16 protein-coding genes are annotated in these 18,622 nt (G+C 43.4%); 8 read left to right on the plus strand and 8 right to left on the minus strand.

Features of this window, described 5'->3' with window-relative positions; genetic code table 11:
- Nucleotides 1–4: 4 nt before the first annotated feature.
- The 6 genes from R8G66_08220 to R8G66_08245 form a co-directional block, all read right to left on the minus strand.
- On the minus strand, nt 5–1,054 hold the full coding sequence (locus R8G66_08220; GenBank protein ID MDW3192335.1) for an adenylate/guanylate cyclase domain-containing protein: 1,050 nt from the start codon (nt 1,052–1,054) through the stop codon (nt 5–7).
- Nucleotides 1,041–1,733, minus strand: coding sequence for an ion channel (locus R8G66_08225; GenBank protein ID MDW3192336.1), 693 nt, complete (start codon nt 1,731–1,733; stop codon nt 1,041–1,043). Before R8G66_08225 ends, R8G66_08220 begins: the two co-directional genes overlap by 14 nt.
- A gap of 2 nt (nt 1,734–1,735) precedes the next feature.
- Nucleotides 1,736–4,849 (minus strand): efflux RND transporter permease subunit, encoded by a 3,114-nt coding sequence (locus tag R8G66_08230; GenBank protein MDW3192337.1) that lies wholly within the window; start codon nt 4,847–4,849, stop codon nt 1,736–1,738.
- A 23-nt stretch (nt 4,850–4,872) separates the two neighbouring features.
- Nucleotides 4,873–5,961 carry an efflux RND transporter periplasmic adaptor subunit gene (locus R8G66_08235; protein MDW3192338.1) on the minus strand — a complete coding sequence of 363 codons (1,089 nt, stop codon included), beginning with the start codon at nt 5,959–5,961 and terminating at the stop codon, nt 4,873–4,875.
- A gap of 19 nt (nt 5,962–5,980) precedes the next feature.
- Nucleotides 5,981–8,353: a TolC family protein gene (locus R8G66_08240; GenBank protein MDW3192339.1), complete on the minus strand. Its 2,373-nt coding sequence runs from the start codon at nt 8,351–8,353 to the stop codon at nt 5,981–5,983.
- Between the two features lie 359 nt (nt 8,354–8,712).
- Nucleotides 8,713–9,387 (minus strand): hypothetical protein, encoded by a 675-nt coding sequence (locus tag R8G66_08245; protein ID MDW3192340.1) that lies wholly within the window; start codon nt 9,385–9,387, stop codon nt 8,713–8,715.
- Between the two features lie 143 nt (nt 9,388–9,530).
- Between R8G66_08245 and R8G66_08250 the strand changes: the two genes are divergently transcribed.
- Together R8G66_08250 and R8G66_08255 are read left to right on the plus strand one after the other, a co-directional pair.
- A complete protein-coding gene (locus R8G66_08250) occupies nt 9,531–9,860 on the plus strand; it encodes a PadR family transcriptional regulator (protein MDW3192341.1) in 330 nt (109 codons plus the stop codon).
- Complete coding sequence (locus tag R8G66_08255) at nt 9,857–12,487, plus strand: FtsX-like permease family protein (protein ID MDW3192342.1); 2,631 nt, start codon at nt 9,857–9,859, stop codon at nt 12,485–12,487. Before R8G66_08250 ends, R8G66_08255 begins: the two co-directional genes overlap by 4 nt.
- A gap of 48 nt (nt 12,488–12,535) precedes the next feature.
- Here the strand turns inward: R8G66_08255 and R8G66_08260 are convergent, their stop codons facing one another.
- On the minus strand, nt 12,536–13,570 hold the full coding sequence (locus tag R8G66_08260; GenBank protein MDW3192343.1) for a hypothetical protein: 1,035 nt from the start codon (nt 13,568–13,570) through the stop codon (nt 12,536–12,538).
- 245 nt (nt 13,571–13,815) lie between these two features.
- Here R8G66_08260 and R8G66_08265 point away from each other — a divergent pair, with 245 nt between their 5' ends.
- From R8G66_08265 to R8G66_08285, 5 genes are all read left to right on the plus strand, one after another.
- Nucleotides 13,816–14,319 carry an ArsR family transcriptional regulator gene (locus R8G66_08265; GenBank protein ID MDW3192344.1) on the plus strand — a complete coding sequence of 168 codons (504 nt, stop codon included), beginning with the start codon at nt 13,816–13,818 and terminating at the stop codon, nt 14,317–14,319.
- Nucleotides 14,320–14,390: 71 nt separating this feature from the next.
- Entirely contained in the window at nt 14,391–15,323 is a 933-nt protein-coding gene (locus R8G66_08270) for a class I SAM-dependent methyltransferase (protein ID MDW3192345.1), read from the plus strand.
- A 315-nt stretch (nt 15,324–15,638) separates the two neighbouring features.
- Nucleotides 15,639–16,028 (plus strand): hypothetical protein, encoded by a 390-nt coding sequence (locus R8G66_08275; GenBank protein MDW3192346.1) that lies wholly within the window; start codon nt 15,639–15,641, stop codon nt 16,026–16,028.
- The gene (locus R8G66_08280) at nt 16,025–16,375 is read left to right on the plus strand and encodes a hypothetical protein (GenBank protein ID MDW3192347.1); all 351 of its coding nucleotides are present in this window, start codon (nt 16,025–16,027) and stop codon (nt 16,373–16,375) included. Before R8G66_08275 ends, R8G66_08280 begins: the two co-directional genes overlap by 4 nt.
- A gap of 80 nt (nt 16,376–16,455) precedes the next feature.
- A complete protein-coding gene (locus tag R8G66_08285) occupies nt 16,456–17,136 on the plus strand; it encodes a phospholipase D-like domain-containing protein (protein ID MDW3192348.1) in 681 nt (226 codons plus the stop codon).
- 294 nt (nt 17,137–17,430) lie between these two features.
- On the opposite strand, the gene R8G66_08290 is transcribed toward R8G66_08285, so the two are convergent.
- Nucleotides 17,431–17,775 carry a hypothetical protein gene (locus R8G66_08290; GenBank protein ID MDW3192349.1) on the minus strand — a complete coding sequence of 115 codons (345 nt, stop codon included), beginning with the start codon at nt 17,773–17,775 and terminating at the stop codon, nt 17,431–17,433.
- A gap of 217 nt (nt 17,776–17,992) precedes the next feature.
- Between R8G66_08290 and R8G66_08295 the strand changes: the two genes are divergently transcribed.
- Nucleotides 17,993–18,616: a DinB family protein gene (locus tag R8G66_08295; protein ID MDW3192350.1), complete on the plus strand. Its 624-nt coding sequence runs from the start codon at nt 17,993–17,995 to the stop codon at nt 18,614–18,616.
- Nucleotides 18,617–18,622: the final 6 nt, after the last annotated feature.

Here is an 18,622-nt window from a genome sequence, read left to right on the forward strand (position 1 = left end):
CCTTTTATTTTTCATTCACTCCCCACAACTCCACTTCTTTCTCTTTTCCTTTGAGATGATGCGCGCCCATGGAAGTAAATTCCAGATCAGTAATTGAACTAAGTGATTGGTGCAGTTCTTCTGAGATAAGGATATGCTGGTTCAAGGTGTTGCAGAGTCCTTGAATTCTTGAGGCTGTATTAATGGTGTCTCCATGATAGGCGATCTCACGTTTGTATTTACCCACTTCTGAAGCAGTGACTTGTCCCATATGCAAGCCTGCTTTGAAGAAAGGTACTTCGTCGTATTGTTGTTGATAATAGGCTGCTTTAGATTCAATCAGGTGATGAAAAGCGAAATAAGCTTTCACGCAATTGCCGTTTTTGAGTCCCTCCATCGGCCAGGTCAATACGGCTTCATCGCCAACATATTGATAGACTTGTGCATTAAAATTTTCTGTAATGGCCAGGTCATTGAAACAATCCTGGATCAACCGGCTGAATGACAGATGACCAATCCTTTCAGCAATGGTGGCAGACCCTTGCAAATCCAGGAACATGAAAATGCGTTCTTCTTCCATTGGTTCATAAAACTTACCGGAAATGATCTTGAGGATATTGCCACGGCCAAGCATCAGGTTCATTTGTCCGAATAAAGCCAGTCCAAAGTCTACTATCGCCAGATAAATCACGAAGACCCATATTGGGCCCTGAACAAGAAATTCCTTCAGAGTGACATCTAACACCTGGATACCACGCGTGAAGATCATGAATACAAAGAAAACATTAGTGATGAGAAAAGACAGGGTGAACAAAAGCCGTAAGGTCAGGAACCTTTTGAGGGAAACACGCCGATAGAATCTTTCTGAGAAATAAAGTGTGGCGATTCCTGAGATGATTCCGAAAAAGATGCCTAGAAAAATACTTAGGGCGAAGGATTGGCGTAGGGGTAGGTCAAGACCCGTATTGTCGGTGGTTCCCGAGGTTCGGATAAGGACAAAAAGGAAGAAAGCACATATCCACACCAATACATGATCACGTATCAGGAACCAACGGTATTTCTTATTGATCATCATGGGTCAAATGTCGGGTTCGGATGTACTTTTCAATAACAACTGCAGTAATGATCACGAGATAGAATTGACCGACAAGACCTACTAACATGGCTGCTTTTTGTGCCTTTACGGTCAGGGGGAAGATTTCCCCATAGCCGATGGTCATCAATGTGATGAAGCTATAATACAGCAAAGAATTGATCTTTTGGAGCTGATCTGCCCCCTCAATGGCCAAGCCTTTGAATGATCCGGGAAATAGGGTCTCTATGAAGAAAAAGATAAAGAAGGCCATTAATCCTAAGGCAATGTATCCGCTCATGAGGCCAAACACAACATTTGAAGTGACTTCTCGAGATTTCCAGACTTGTTGAATGATCCTAACGGTCACAAAACCATAAAAACCAAAGTAGAAAATGATCTCAGCCACATTTACACCAACTTCCCAATGAGGCGCAATGAATGGATTGACCTCTGTAAAGGCTAAGGCCACAAAAAAGAACATCACAGAAATCCAAAAATGATGTTTTCTTACTGAAATGATTACCATGCCCGCCATCAAATTGAGGAGGAACAGAAAAGGATAGATAAACTCGATATAGAAATGCGCTTCAAAAAAAAGCGATCCGAAAAGGACCGCCATTTGTGTGATGAAAAACAGTTCAAATCTTATCTTAAGCAGATATCTCAATAGACGTTTCATGCTTAGTCACCTAATAATTCGTCATTGAACTGGTACCCTTTGTAGCTCACCTTGAACAAGATAGAATACAGCGAGGGGATAAAGACCAGGGTGATGATGGTGCCAAACAACAAACCTACCATGATAGAAACGGCCATGCCTTCCCACATTTCACCACCGCTTAGGTACAAAGGAATCAGTCCGAGTACAGTTGTGAAAGTAGCAAGTAGGATGGGGCGAAAACGTTGCAAACAGGCTGCAATCACCGAATCTTGTGCAGATCGCTTGAGCACATTTTGTTCAATTTCCATGCGGTCGATCAGTACAATGGCATTATTGATTACGATCCCAGCAAGGGAGATCACACCCAGGAAGGGCATGAATCCGAATGGTTCTCCGAAAATGAGCAATCCGATCACCACGCCGATGACTCCAAGTGGAATCGTAGAGGTGACCATGACCATTTTTCGGATGGAATTGAACTGAATGATCAGCAGTAGTAAAATGATAAACCCTGATAGGGGAAGGTACTTGATCACCGCGCCCATATTGTCAGCGGTATTTTTGGCATCTCCACCGAATTCATAAGTATAGCCGGCAGGCCAACTTTTTGAAGCCTCTTCGATCCAGGGAGTGATCTCGGCCACAATGGCTGCTGCATTTCCGCCTTCTTTGAGTTCCGAAGACAAATTGATGGTTCGGTTCAAGTCCTTGCGCTTGATCTTGGAGTACTGCCACGCTGGGATGATCTCAGCCACTTGTAAAAGAGGAATGCTCCTTCCCGAGCTTTGTGAATAGACATTCAGTGCTTGTAAGGATTCCAATGATTGTTGTTGGTCACGGGTACTGCGCATGATTACCGGAATAGATTTGTCATTTTCTCGATATTCACCCGTTTGGAAACCGTCCAGCACCGTTTGCAGGGATGTAGCAATGTCCTGGCTGCTCACTCCGGCTACCTGAGCCCGGTTTTGATCGATGTTGATGATGAACTTCTTACTTTTCGGCCCCCAGTCATCTTTCACATTTTTGGTCCCCTCGATGGTCGAGAGCTGCGTCTTAACCCGACGGCCAAGGTCTGCCAAAACATCGGCATCCCTGCCTGAGACAAAGATTTCTATGGGAGTTCCGCCACCTCCGCCAGAAAGCGTACCTACTTTGATGTCCGCTTCCGGGAAGTTTTCGAAGCAATACTGATCGATCTTCGTGACCACTTCATTATTGAAGGCTGCCGCCGAAGTATTCACCAGGAAGTGGGCGTAGCTTGAATTGGCTTCATCTGGGGTGTACCCCAAATCGTAAGACTCAGGTCCCTGACCCGTGTAAGAGGACCAATTGATCACACCGGCAGTTGCCGCATTATCCACTTGCATGGAATCGATCAGGAATTGGTCAATGCTGGCCACAATATCAGTTGTTTCTTCTATACGAGTTCCCAAAGGAAGGTTCACATCGATGGTAATCATGTTCCGGTCACTATCCGGGAAAAACAGGAATGGAATTCTTGTAAATCCAACCAGCGATACAAAGAACATAACAAAGATTACTGCTATGACAGCCCATTTTCTGCCCAGCGCGAATAGAATAAGATTTTTATAGGCACGTTTCATCGCATTGATGATGCGGTCAACTAAACCAGGCTTGTTTTCACCTTTGGGTTTCACTTTAAGGAATAAGTAGCTGAATAAGGTGATGATGGTCAGAGCGATCAGCCAGGAAGACAACAAGGCTAAGGAGATTACCACGAATATGGGTCCCACAATGTCACCCATAGTCGACTCGGCCATGTAAAAAGCCAGGAATGCTGCTGAAGTTGTAAGGGTAGAAATGAGTAGGGGAGTGAACAACTCCGAACACGAATCAATGGCCGCTTTCTTGGCTGCCACACCTTCTTCCATTTTTACCATGATGGATTCTGCGACCACAATGGCATTATCAACCATCATACCCAGTGCCATAATCAATGCAGCAAGGGTCACCTGATTTAATCCCATGTTGATGAGACCCATCAACATTAAAGTCATGATTGTTACGATGGGGATCAAACTGGCAATGACAGATCCGGTGCGCAGCCCAAGAAAGAGCAACATGACCAGCAACACAATGCCGATGGATTGTGCAAGGTTGACAATGAAATCACTGATCTTGAAATCAATGTAGCTGTCCAGCGAAGACAACCTTGATAGCTCAAGACCAATAGGTAATTCCGCTTGCCATCGTTCCATGATCTGATCAACAGCAACTCCAAGTTCAATCACATTCGCACCTTTCTTCAGGTTGATGTGAAGGGCTAATGCGTTTTTTCCATCTACCCGAACCAATTGTTGTGACGGGTCGATATATCCTTTTTTGATGTTAGTGATATCTCCCAGCCGCACCAGTTGTGTCCCATTCCCAACAGGGATCAAGGTATTTTGAATGTCCGAGATGGTATTGAAATTTCCAGTAGGTTCCAGAATGATTTTCTCACCATTCAAGTTGATTTCTCCTCCTGAGCTTACAATGTTGGTAGAGGCAATCACGCCTTGTAGCATATTCGCGGTTAAGCCGTATTCGCTAAGCAATGCATCGTCAAATTCAATGAATACTCTTTCGGCCTGTAGGCCGCCAATTTCTACTTTGGCCGCATTCTCCAGCTTGATGAAATCATCCTTGATGTCATCCGCATATTCTTTCATTTCCGCATAGGAAAACCCATCGCTGACCAGCCCGACAACAATACCGTAAACCTCGCCTATGCCATCGTCGTTGAGTTTAGGTTGTACACCTGCAGGTAGTCCTTTCAAGCCATTCAGCTTCCGTCTTAAGCGATCCCAGACGGATTGCAATTCTTCAGGAGCAACTTCGTCTTTTAGCTCAACTGAAACGACGGAAAGACCTGACCTGGAAGTACTTGATACTTCTTTGAGTTCGGGTAGTTCCTGGGCTACTTTTTCAATTTTGTCCGTTACGAGTTGTTCCACACGCTCGGGACTAGCCCCGGTGAATTCCGATACCACGGTAGCCACACGGACGGTATAAGGAGGCATGCTGTCACGCGGGAGGCCCTGATACATGACCAGTCCCATGACAATGATCACAGTCAGCAATGTGAAGGTGATCCTGTTTTTTTCTATCGAAAACTGTGTAAGATTCATCTGTTGTGTTTTCTAGGTTAGGATCAGTTTTCGAACAAGCGAACTTTCATGCCTTCCAGCAACATTTGTAATCCCGCTGTGGCAATTAAATCACCCTCTACCAAGCCATCGGTAATTTGAAACCCTTCACCAGTTAAAGTACCGACAGTGACACCTTGTCGCTGGACCAGATAGAATTCATCTTCTGCTATTAGTGTATACACGAAATTGCCATTTTCATCTTCACCTACAGCCTGTGCAGGGACCAGTAATACGGATTCGGGGTGATCTTGTCGTTTTTCAAATGTGACTGAAGCTGCCATGCCAGGGCGTACCTGGTTTTCAGGATCATCAAGCTTGATGACCACCGGGTAAGTGGAAGTTTGGCTATTGATATTGAAGCCTACTTCAGAAACCACACCTCTAAAAGTCTGGCCAGGGGCAGCAGAGAAAGTGACGCTAACGACATCCTGAACATTGATGGAACTGATAAAGGATTCCGGAACCCCGAGGTTCACTTCCAAATCGCCTTCTGAACTTAAGATCAGGACCTGCTGACCTGCACCTACATTTTCATTGACTTCCGCATCCACGGAAGAAATCTTGCCACGGATAGGGGAGTACAAGCGTGTGTATTCCAATTGGGCTTTGGCAAGTTTTCTGGATTTCTTTAGGGATGACTCGTTCGCCTTGGCGGATTCGTAGGAGGCTTTGGCACTCTCGAAATTGCTCAGCGAGGTACTTCCATTCTCGTATAGTGACCGGACCCGTTCAAAGTTGGCTTTGGCTTGCTCTTCTGAAGCATCCGCATTCTTTACGGCCGCATCAGCTTGTTCATATTGTAATTCGTAATCGGAATCGTCCAACGTGGCCAGCAAGGTGTTCTTACTTACCTCTTCACCGATCTTGACCCGTAATGAGTTCACGGTTCCGCCTACTTTGAAGCTGAGGCGAGTTTCTGTGCCTGACACACTGGTCCCTGTAAAGGATCGTGTTTGGAGGCCACCACCGGGGACTACCTTCTGGTATTTTACGGGACGGATCACTTCCGCTTTCTTTTCTTCGGTCTTCCCACAAGAAAAGCACAATGTGATCAATAGACTTAAGCAGGTGATTTTATAGATGGATTTCATGATATCGATGAATAAAGTCTTAAGGTTGAGAAAAGTAACTGGCAAGCTCTGATTCAAAATCGGTACGTTGATCTGTCGTGAGCAACATGTAATAACTACCTGTCGCTCGTTCCATGGTGAGTAGATCGATCAAGAACTGGTAAATGACGTTGGCACTGTTGAGCTGCGAGGAAATCGCTGCATTCTGTGCATCCAGCAGTTGTGTGATCAGCACTGAGCCTTGGGAGTAGGCATCTTGCACCAGTTCGAAGTTTTTTACGGTAGCTTCCTCTGCTTCTTTGGCCAACTCGATGTTGGTGTAGGAGGCACGCAATTGTTCCATCTGGGATCGAACTTGCTGTTCGATGATCCGTTGCAAATTGGTTTTTTGGGTCCCGATCTGCATGACCTGCACTTGTGATTGCTGCACCAGGGCTTTTCTTCTTCCGCCCTGAAAGATGGGCAGGGAAGCTCCTACGCCAACATTCCAGTTCCATTTGTTCAGATCCCCGAATACAAATTCCGTACCCGCACCACTGCGATACAATTCCTGATTGTAGTTGGCACTAACTGAAACATTGGGAATGTATTGATTCCTTTTGTTGAGAAGAAGCGATCGTTCAATGGCTTTTACATTTTGCTCTAAAGAGGCCAGATCAGGAGATTGTTTCATGGCGGTCGCCACGAGGAAGTCTGAAAACTTCTTGTAGTCCCTGGGATTATTGATGAAACGATCAATATTAGGATTGTTGATGATGTATCGGCTGTCCAGCAAGTCGATTTCCTGGGTACCAAACTCCTCATCAATGGGGCGGTTCAAGATTTGATTCAGGGCTATTTCTGCTTGTTTCCTTTGGGCAGTGGCGTTCAGTAGATTACTTTTCCCATTGGCAATCTCACCCTGCCAGCGATAGAGGTCAGAAGGTCCTGTTTGACCAATGGAGGTGCCGATCCGAGCCAACTCCAGGTTCTTCCGGGTCACTTCGAGGTTCTGACGCTGGATTTTTTCAAGCGTTTTGGCTTGCATCAACTGAAGGTACGTATTGGAGACTTCCAAAATGATGTCGAGGGTTTGGGATTCCAAATTCGCTTTTTCTGCTTCATACAGATACTGCTGAATGCTTCGATTGGCGACCGCTGATTCCGCGTAGATCAATTGACTAAACGCCAGGCTTCCAGCTCCTCGATTCTGTGGGTTTTGCCCATTTGAAACACTCGCCAGGTCTTTATCCACGGTGGTGTGACTGGCATTTGCGGTCAGGTCAGGCAATAAATTGGACTGAGCAATGGTGACTTCCTTAGCCTGAATTTCTACATCTTGTTTGCTGATGTTCAAAGTCAGGTTTTCGCCAATGCCTTCTGCGATAGCATCGAAAATGCTGATGTTCCGATCGATATCTAGTCTTTCCTCATTCAAGAGTACTGCCTCAGAAAGCAAGTCCCATCCGGGACTAAAATCAATGGCACGCGCTGTAGCCATGTTCAGGACCAATTCTTCTTTCAGGTTGACCTTTACTCCGAACTTCTTGGGATTTTCATCGTTGATGATCCGTTGGATGTTCAAAGCGGTACGACGGGTAAACAAATCGATGTTGGAAGCAGGGGCCACCCCAGCCAATACACCCCGATCAACATCCAGTCTGCCTAAAACTGAAAAGGATTTAAGGCCACGTTCATTCACACCATTGATCAATTGCTGAAATTCTGCATCAGTCAGTTCATTGGAAGGCAAAAAGTAGACCGCATCATGGTCCGATAATTTTGCCAATGTTCCACTTGCTGTTTTTTCAGTATTGATGAATTCATAATCCAGGCTATCCGCGTTGATGCCATCTTCGAGGAATGTTTTCAATTCAGGGATGCCTTTAAACACGGATTCATCGATGACGATCGCTACTTTTTCAAACCCCACTAATTGGTTGAATACTTCCAGGTCTCTTTGAGGAGAAAGTGGCAGTTCCAGATAAGATACATTGTCCACTCCTGAAGTGCCTTTGGAAGTGATCGGAATGTCTTGTGCCTGGGCATTGATGACCGCATTACCAATTGCAGGCTTGTTGTAAGGGCCATTTTTTGCGATCAGGTGGGAAGCAATCACATCGATTCCCAGCACCATATCGACATCCGGGTCTGCCAGTAATCGGTCCAGATTGGCTTTAACAGTAGCGGCCGAACAGTCTCCTTTTAAGTAATGACGGTCTTCAATGACCAAAACATAGTCATCGACCAATATGCGTGCTTCGGCTAGGATACGATTAACGAACTGGCGATCAATCTCACTGTCGCAATCAGTGACCACTCCGATGTTGAATGATTCGTCCTGGGAAAAGCTAAGGAAAGGTGTCAGTAGGAGCAAGGTAGCCAATACCCCGTTCCTGATCTTCCCCAATCCAGCTAAATAAGTTAGGCTCATGGATGATTTAAGGTTAGACGAGTCAATTTATAGGAAGGGAAGGGGAATTCAAAAAATGGGAGCGGTCGTTATCGAATTTTAATGGTTGGCTTTTAGTATGTCAATTGTTGTTTGTCTGAGGCTTTCTTTTTTTTGGTACTGAAAGGACTGATCTGGGACTTATGAGAGATTCTACCTTGAACAGCAACATCGAGTTGAGAAAAGGGCAATCTGTTTTGAGCTACTCATCGAGTGCTTTAGGAAGACTCAAAGCACGTCGGTGGTACTCCCTAATTTTAAGAGAATTGAGAAGCGCATAGAACTTAGAAAAGTTACCTCCTGATCAAGATCGAAGTGAGAAATTATTTTTGATTGTTTAATTAATTGGTCCCATACCAGTTTTCCACGAACTGAACTAATCGGACCATCCCATCTAGGTTCTTCGTCTTGATTTTATTTTCTTGGATCAGTTTTTTCATTTTTGATACGTTGACTTTCATTGCTTTAAGCAATCGAGATTGGTTGTACGGAAATTCATTTAGTTTGTCCAACCTGTCTGCTTTCTTTGCATTACCTACAGTAGAAATTAAGGTAGTTTCGTTGTTTTCTTTGTGATGAAGGAAGACCAATTGTTTATAGGCTATTTTGTTAGCGTGTTGAGCCCACATCCAGCCGCCCACCAAAAATTCTCCCCAAGGAAATGCCTTAAGTGGTTGTTTGGTAATCATTAATTCATACAACTGTCCTTCGAAAATCTGCTCCACCAGAATGGTTTGTCGTATTCCCTTATCTGTGAGATAGGTGGTGGGTTTAATTAATCCTTCTTCGTGAATGAGCTGGACTACCTTAAGTGCAGGCCATGTAACAACTCTAGAAGAATCTTGAGGATGCTTTTGAATGAGCATTCCCTCGGGATAGGTTTGGTCAAATAGAAATGTACCGCTTACATTTTCACCCCGAGTTGTAATTAAAGTGCCTTCCAGCCATCCTTGTCCAAATACCAAACCATATGATAGGCTTAGTACCATTATAAGTAATAATTGCTTTGCAGTCATGACCTCAAAGATAATGAGTAAAAAAAAGATACTCTTGGATTGAGTGAAATTGTATTATATATACGATTAGGAGTTAAATATTTTTCATTATTTATACCAATAGGAAACAAATGCTGTGAACCTCTCGTAAAGGAGTCATAACCATGAAGAGTACACAACTAGGTGAGTTCGAAGAGCTGGTGCTGTTGATCATCGGTTCGCTGGGTGAGGAGTCGTACAGCATCCTCATCAAAAACGAGTTGAAAGACCGTACGGGGCGAAATCCAAGTATTGGCGCGTTGCATTCTGCACTAAATCGCTTGCAGAAGAAAGGGTTCATTCAATCATTTGAAGGGGGAGCCACCAATGAGCGCGGAGGTCGCCGTAAAAGGTTCTATTCGATCACTGCATTCGGCCGGAAGGCGCTGGACTATTCCTACGAATTACGATCATCGCTTTATCAATCGTTGCCCAAACTGAAGCCTACGTCATGAAGCAACCCAGACCACCGAGGATTTTCGATCGGTTCTTTTGCTGGTTTTGTCGCAAGGAAGAACTGGAGATCATGCGCGGTGATCTGTACGAGCTCTATGAAGATCGCCTGGAAGATAAAGGTCGCTTCCGAGCCAATCTGATGTTTTGCCTGGAAGTGCTCGACTTGTGTCGCCCTTTTGTACTGAAACGAAGACCAGAAACTCAAACTACGATCATGTTCAAAACTTTTTTCAAGATCACCTACCGGAACTTTATCCGGCAGAAGGTCTATTCATTGCTTAATGTCAGTGGACTGGCGATTGGATTGACTTGTTTCATGCTCATCTTCCTGTACATCCAGGACGAGTTGAGCTACGACAAAATGCACAGCAATTCGGATCGTATTTATCGCGTGTTAGAGCATTTTGAAAGTGAAGGCGTAGGGGAGCATTCTGCTTCACAGCCCTTTCCCGTTGGGCCTACCTTGAAGAATGATTTCCCCAGACAGGTAGAGGAGGTCGTTCGACTGTTCAATTTTCAGTCACCAACGTTGGCCCTGGCCAATAAGGAAGCTGACAAGGCATTCAATGAGTCGAAGATCTTCTTTGCGGATTCCAGTTTCCTGAAAGTATTCGATTATGAACTGTTGGAAGGGGATCGTGCCACGGCGTTGGATGAGCCTAATAGTGTGCTGATCACGCCCACCATGGCAAGGAAGTATTTTGGAAATGAAGACCCCATCGGACAATTACTGGAATTTCAAGGACAACAGAACTTACAAGTAACTGGAGTTTTGGAAGACTCGCCATTAAATGCTCACTTTCAATATGATTTCATTGTTTCTTTCTCCAGTCTCCGTTTCTGGTATGGAGGAAATTATCCTGGAACATGGTACTGGAATCCCTGCTGGACTTACATTTTACTAGAAGAAAACACCACGCCAGACCAACTTGCGTCACAATTTCCGGATTTCGTTGAAAAGTACTTTCCGGACTTCATCAAAGAGGATGTGACATTGGAACTGCAACCTTTGAAAAGTATCCATTTGCATTCCCGGCTGGACTATGAGATCCAGGCCAATAGCGATGCTAAAAACATTTACATTTTTGGAGCCATTGCCATTTTCGTACTCATCATTGCTGCGATCAATTTCATCAATCTCAGTACCGCACGAGCAACAAAAAGGGCTAAAGAAGTGGGAGTGAGGAAGTCACTCGGTAGTGCCAAAGGCCAATTGATCACGCAATTTGTTTTTGAGTCAGTGGTCATGACTTTTTTGGCAGTATTTATTGCTGCTGGAGTAGTGGCCTTTTTGTTACCTGTTTTCAATGTCTTGGTAGAAAAAGCGATTGCCATGGATGCTCTCTTACAGATCAGATTTGTGATCGGAGCGGTGGTATTGGCATTGACTGTTGGGCTGCTTTCTGGGTTCTATCCTGCCTTTGTCTTGTCTTCGTTCCGGCCGGTTGCCGTATTGAAAGGTGGTTTGGTACGAACGCAAGGCATGGGTTTTCGGAAAATTCTGGTTACAGCTCAATTTGCTATTTCAATTTTTCTAATTGCTGGAACTTTCATCGGTATTCAACAATTCAACTTGCTGCAAGATCAGGAAACGGGCTTTGATCAGGAGCATGTGATCATGGTTCCTGTGATTCGCTCACCCATGGGACAACACTATGAAACGTTCCGCAATTCCGCGTTACAAAGCCCTCATATTTCCTCAATGACCGGAGTAGAAGAGATCATCGGCGCCAAACATCAGGTAGGGAATTATCGATTTGAGGGTATGGAACGATCCAAACCTTTCCCAAGGTTCTTTGTGTTGCCAGACTACACCGAAACAATGGACATAGAGCTGGTGGCTGGACGAGACTATTCAAGAGCTTATGTTACAGATGATTCACTAGGACTAGTGGTCAATGAATCGATGGTACAAGCCATGGGTTGGGGGACGCCTGAAGAGGCCATCAACAAACGATTTTACTATCGCAATGAATTGCGCGGCAAGGTGGTAGGAGTGGTCAAGGATTACAATTTTGTTTCCAAACACCATCCGATTGCACCTTTGGTATTGGATCTCAATCGCCGACCGGGAGCTTTTAATCTATTCATCAAATACCTGGCGGTAAAAGTAGATGGTAGGAACTTACAAACGGCCCTTACCGATCTGGAATCCTCTTGGCGTGCGTCCTTGCCAAACCGACCTTTTGACTTCTTCTTTTTGGAAGACCGTCTGAATGACTCTTATAAAGCGGAGCAGAAGCTCAGTAAGATCACCATCATCTTTTCAGTGTTGGCAATTCTAGTGGCATGTTTAGGCTTGTTTGGCCTAGCTACATTCAGTATCGAAAGACGTACCAAAGAGATTGGCTTGCGCAAAGTGTTAGGGATCAAAACAGGCCAAATCATGGTGCTGCTTTCTAAGGAATTTGTCATACTTATCCTGGTAGCTTTTGTCGTCAGCATACCTACGTCATATTACTTTTTGGAAAGATGGCTGGAAGGGTTTGCTTATCGAATCAGCATCGAAGCATGGCCATTCCTGGCTGCAGGTGGGTTGACGTTTTTGGTGGCCATGGTCACGATTTTGTATCATGCCTTGAAAGCATCGTTGATCAATCCAGTGGAATCATTGCGATATGAATGATGTATGCTACATTCTGAACGTCATATGATCATCGTAAACTGGAACTCCTTAATTCCGGAATTCAACGATAACATTATCCACAGAAACATCGACTGGATCTTCTGATCTCAAGTGAAAGGAGATGGTAGCCTGCTCTGTATCCTCCGGGAGGCATAGGATCTCCCTGGAAATTTGTATGTGCTTATCATTTTCGTCGATTGGGGTATCTCTGATATGATAGACGAATTGATCATAAGTGCCATCTTCTAATTGTCTACGCGCACTAAGTCCAACCGCAACGTCTCCACGCATGGGTTCATTGAAGGTTATTAATACCCTGGCTTGAAGTCCCGAGCAATCAGCGATATTCCTTGTATCAAACTGCTTTTGGACAATGATAAAAGCAGAAAATTCAGGAGACTGGTCTGTGGTGATACGTAAAGACCCGTTCCCTAGCTCATCCTTGTATAGGCTTGATTTCCAACGTGCCTCATTGTTCTCGTCATTTCTAATGATCTCTTCCCAATCTAAAGGTCCTTCATCGAAACTCTCTCTGTAAGCCCTTCCGTTGAAATCATCTAAGATGGCCCAATCGGGAAGAGGGGTATTGGGGTCGAAAAGTTCATCCAGGTAATAATCCCGCATATTGGGATGATAATACGTGTTGATCTCATTGCAATCGAAGCACATAATTGTCCTGGGATAACCAAACGGGAAAGTCAAATTGGCATAAGGCCTGGATAGTATTGCGCGACCAAACTCCCGAAACATAACCGTTTCTTGCTGTAGAGACGTTTTTCCAGACCAACAATCAACCGATTGTTCGACCTCAACCCGCCTGTTCTGGGTATTTCCAAAATTAGAATAGGCTCTCGTACAATCTCCTTCCAAATCCGATACAAATTCGACAGAAACAGAATCATCTGTTAAGGTGATCCCTCGTGCCTTTGCCTCTTGCTCAAAATCTTTTAGAAATTCCAGGAGTTCTTCATCTCCTGTCGCTTGTAGACCAAGGATATCCGGAGTGATTGGATCTTCTGTACTACATGCCCATAAGAGCGACCATATCAGTAACAGAGCAATGTGAGGAAATTGTTTTTTCATCGGTTTTGATTTTAATTATTTGAGAACATGATAGCAGTAATTATGCCAAGGTCACCCATTTCTCTTGGATTTATATGAAGGGTCATGTTTTAATTCGTATGAGGACATTTTGAGGCAACTGATCAGAGCCAAACGCTTAGAGATGACTGGCACATCGACTATTGAATTGATATGTGATAGATGGAAAATATTTAATTTTCAATAAATATTGAAACTTCTATAATTTATATTACGTTTGTGTTGATATGAGTCTTACATACGAAGAGGGGAGAGAAAAATTCATTCAAGCCTGGGGAAACCTGGGGTCCAGTTGGGGCATTAATAAAGCCATGGCTCAAATTCAGGCGCTTTTGTTGGTGTCTACGGAGCCACTGTCTACAGAGGACATCATGGAAGAATTGCAAATGTCCCGTGGGAACGTCAACATGAACATTCGGGCATTGGAAGATTGGGGCATCGTATCCAAAGCCTATAAACCAGGGGAGAGAAAGGCCTATTTTGTAACGGAGAAAGACATCATGAAACTTGCCTTACAAGTAACTAAAGAAAGAAGGAGGCGTGAGATAGAACCCATTTTAGATGTTTTGACAGAGCTGAAGGAAGTAAAAGAAGGAGATAAGGAGCAAGTAGCAGAATTTCAGAAAGTAACAAAGGATATTTCTGACTTTGCAGGCAAAGTAGATGGGATGTTAGAGAAGTTTGTTAAATCTGGGAAAAGCTGGTTCTATAAGCTCCTGATGAAACTCTAATATTTTTTTGATCTTGAATTTCAGAAAAAATTGAAAATACTGAAATAACAATAAATTAAAATTTGACCATTATGGCGATCAACAGTTGTTTATTATTCGGTCCGTATCTCGCACAAAGCAATGATGCGACCAAGGATCATGATCCGCTCATCGATTATTATGAAAAGGCAGGCCCAGATTATGAGGAATGGAGTCCCAATTTCAATATGCATTTCGGGTATTATCAAAAAGGAATGAACCCCTTTAACAGAGAACAGATGCTCCAGAATATGAATGACGTGGTTTTGAAGCTGCTAAAAATCGATCCAACCAGTAGCGCTACTTTGGTAGATATGGGTTGTGGGTTAGGGGCTACGATGAGATATGCTACTAGTACATATCCAGATCTCACTTGTAAAGGTGTGACGCTCGTTCCATGGCAGAAACAACAAGCCGATCAATTGAACACCATGTCTAGTAAGTTCCGAAACATCGAAATACTAATTGAAGATTACAAGAAGACAAGTATTCCCGCCAATTCGGTAGATCATGTTATTGCGATAGAAAGCGGGTGTTATGCAGAAGAAGTCAACAAAGCGCCGTTGTTGCGAGAGATCCATCGCATACTAAAGCCGGGAGGATCCTTTGTAATGGCAGATGGCTTCTTGCGAACCAATAAGCCTTTGAAAGGAATTTTACGGTTAGCCTACCGACAGTTGTGCCGATCCTGGGCACTGAGCGAATTGGGTGTAGTGGGGGAAATAAACAAAGAACTTGAAGTATTGAATTTCAAAGACATTGAGATGCAGGATATCTCATGGCGAGTTGCTCCGTCAGTGGCTCACGTGCCTTTCACGGTCATACAATTTTTGATGAAGCAAATGCTGTTTTCAAAGGTTCCAATGACGAAGGAAAGATGGGATAACCTTAAGTCACCACTGCTGACCATGGTATTGGGTTTACATCAATCTCAGTTCGGCTATTATCTGATCAGTGGAGTGAAAAACCAGGACATATTTTTTTGATTAGAATTTTCAGAAATAATTGAAAAAAATGAAAATATGAGTAGAAATGCAACTATTAAACAATACTTGAATCAATTTGGGTGTGCTTTAGCAGTCTTGGCCTTTTTATGCTTGCTGATACCAGGATATGGACTGATCCTTGGAATACCAATTTATTTGATCAATTTGATTTTCGTCTTAATCCGATATAAGCAATTTGATTCAATGGATCGACGATTAATCATATGGCTTCCTCTGACGCCAATCTCCTTATGGCTCTTTTTGATTCTTTCAGGCATTTTAAACTAAAAACCTTTAATCAAAACCAATACTAAGATGAATTACAACATTTTAAACTACCTCATTTATCTACCACTTGCGATTGCACTCGCCATATGGGTAGGTCAAACTTTGTTTAAAAAAGGTCGTGTATTTCTGATGACCATCTTTCATGGAGATCAGGAATTGGTAGACAGTGTTAATCACCTTCTAATTGTCGGATTTTATCTGCTCAATTTCGGATATGCCATCTATACCATGAAAGTGATCCAGCCCATACCAACCATGCAGGTGATGATTGAAGCACTTAGCTTGAAGATCGGACGTATTCTACTGATTCTTGGAGCACTTCATTTACTTAACCTGACGGTTTTGTTCATTCTTCGACGTAATGAACTCGAGATTGCTCCTAACAACAACTATTTGACTAAATTCAAAATCCTATGAAGATCTTCCATTATTGGTTTCAGACGATTTTGATGATCGTTTGGATCGTTTTCGGCTTGCTTACCCTGGTCTATCAGGGATTCTGGATATTGCTGGCATTCACACAAGTAATTATTGGAATCGTCCATTTTGTGGGAAGTAGCATTTTGATGATCCAATACAAAGCAGGAAACCTAAAGGTTAACATTCATTGGTTTGGATCGATTCTGTTGATTGCTGTAATTGTGATTGCTACATTATTGCAATGGAATGACGCATTGATCAGGATATTGCTCTTTGGTGTGCCGTGGATACCTGCCATTTATTTCTGGTATTTATCCAAGTTATACAGAGAAGGGACTTTGTGAAATTTTCCTGATTTTCAATTAAAAGAAAGTGGTGGCTTTATCCAGCCGACCACTTTTTCATGTTAGACTTATCAACGTTAATGAAGGACATTTTAGCAGAACTTGAGGCAAGTATTGGAGATGAGCATTTTTCCAGAGCAGAAAAGAAATCAGTCCGTTCTTTGGTAGCTGAGTACCAACCCAATACGCATGATTTGGCGGTGCTAAGAAGTAAGGTTTTCGATATGGCTAATGAACGGATTAATGCAGAGAATTTTGCCTTTATCATGCAATGGGTGGAAGAGGCCAGTAAAGCATTGGTGGTGACATCAGCGGACGTAGGGGATGAAGTGTATTTCAGTCCAGGAAAAGCATGTCGCGCGACCATCCTTAATCAAATAGGATTGGCTACACAATCACTGGATATCTGCGTCTTTACCATCAGCGATGATTTCATAGCCGATGCACTGATTCAGGCACAGAAAAGAAAGCTGAAGATCAGGCTCATCACCGATAACGATAAAACAAAAGATAAAGGCTCTGATATCGATCGGATTCACCAGGAGGGACTGGCGGTAAAAATTGATGATACCCGACATCACATGCACCACAAATTCATGGTTGCCGATGAGAAGATTGCTTTAACTGGAAGCTACAACTGGACCCGAAGTGCAGCAAAATTCAATCATGAGAACCTGTTGTTGACAAGAGATCCATCAGTGGTTAGAGCATTCCTAAAGGAATTCGAGGACTTGTGGAAAGAAATGGTGGATTATTCGTGAGTCAATGAACTCTGAAATAAAGCTCAATTGGAATATGTTGAGATTGTAGAAAAGAGTTTTCCGGTTTCAACAATTTACCGCTACGGCGGACCGCCCAGGCCCAAAAGGGAGATTCTGGAACATCCCCCTGGCCGGGTATGGCTTTAGGGAATTTGAGGGGCGCCTGGCAAGGGTGATAATTATAGGTATTTCACATTTACTGAAAAATCTTTGGAACTCAGATTTATTTTCGAAGGATGTTGGTAGGAGTCAGGAGGCGCTCCCACAACCACCTGATCTCCCAATCCAACTGAACTAACCTCTTCTGCGCCCGCGTTCCGGGCGGTTCTTTTGTAATTCTTTGAATTTCTCTTGCTGCGCTTCATCGAGTGTGGCCATAAGTTCCTCATTCAAGGTGTTTCTAAGCGATTCGCCGGTTTTCCGATCTCTGTTTTGCCTGGCTTCCTGAATTTTGTCATCGTACTTTTCAAAAATGGTTTTCCATTCTACAACCTGATCATCGGTAAGGGTAAGCTGTTCTTTTGCTTGTTCGAGTCTTTCTTCTATGGAAGGAGGTTCAGGGCGTTGACCTCTTTTTTGTTGTGACCAGGCAGTACATGTAACTACCAACAGCAGGACTATGATTCCAATTTTTTTCATATCTAAAAACTTATTTTATCCGTCTTTATGTGATTAGACGGGGATGAATTCATAAACCTGCGGTCATCAATTGTTAAAAATTGTTATTGCGTCAAATCAATCATTAACGCGCAATTCTGCAATTGTAAAACCTTGTTAAAACAACGCCCTTGAGTTGGTTACATGATAGGTAAACCCATAAGACCAACTACCTTGCTCATGCTCCCAAATGACCATTATGAATCGAATTTTATCCTCATTTTGTGCCTTTCTTCTCATAGGTTTGACCGCTCTCGCACAAGAAAAGAGTCGATACCAGCCCAAAGAGTGGACAAATGCTGATCAGCAGTACCTGCTTGAAAATTTGATTCGAACTAAAGAAGCGCTGATAACTGAAACAGCTTATCTTACCGAGTCCCAGTGGCATTTCAAAGAAGCTCCTGACCGTTGGAGCATCAATCAGATTGTCGAACACATCGCTATCTGGGAATTGATATTATTGCATGAAGCAGCTGTTTCTCTGCAGATCGGCCCTATTGAAAGTTTAAATCGAAACATCCCGGATAGTACATTCCTGAATCAGGACCCGGAAGTCAATCCAAATAAAACTGAGTCATTTACAAAGCCATTTACGTACACCATTCCCAGAGGGTACAATGAAGGGATCGATAACATCAGTTGGTGGCTGGGCATGCGTACCGAGTCCATTGATTTTATACAAGCTGAAACCCGGAATTTGAGAAAGCACTACATCAACTTTAGTCAGAATGTACACCAGCAATATATGGTGATCTTTTCACATACAGATCGTCACTTGAAGCAGATACTGAAGGTAAAAGCCCATCCCAATTATCCAAAGTAATTGATC

It is taken from the genome of Cytophagales bacterium (genome assembly GCA_033344775.1).
Taxonomy (GTDB): domain Bacteria; phylum Bacteroidota; class Bacteroidia; order Cytophagales; family Cyclobacteriaceae; genus JAWPMT01.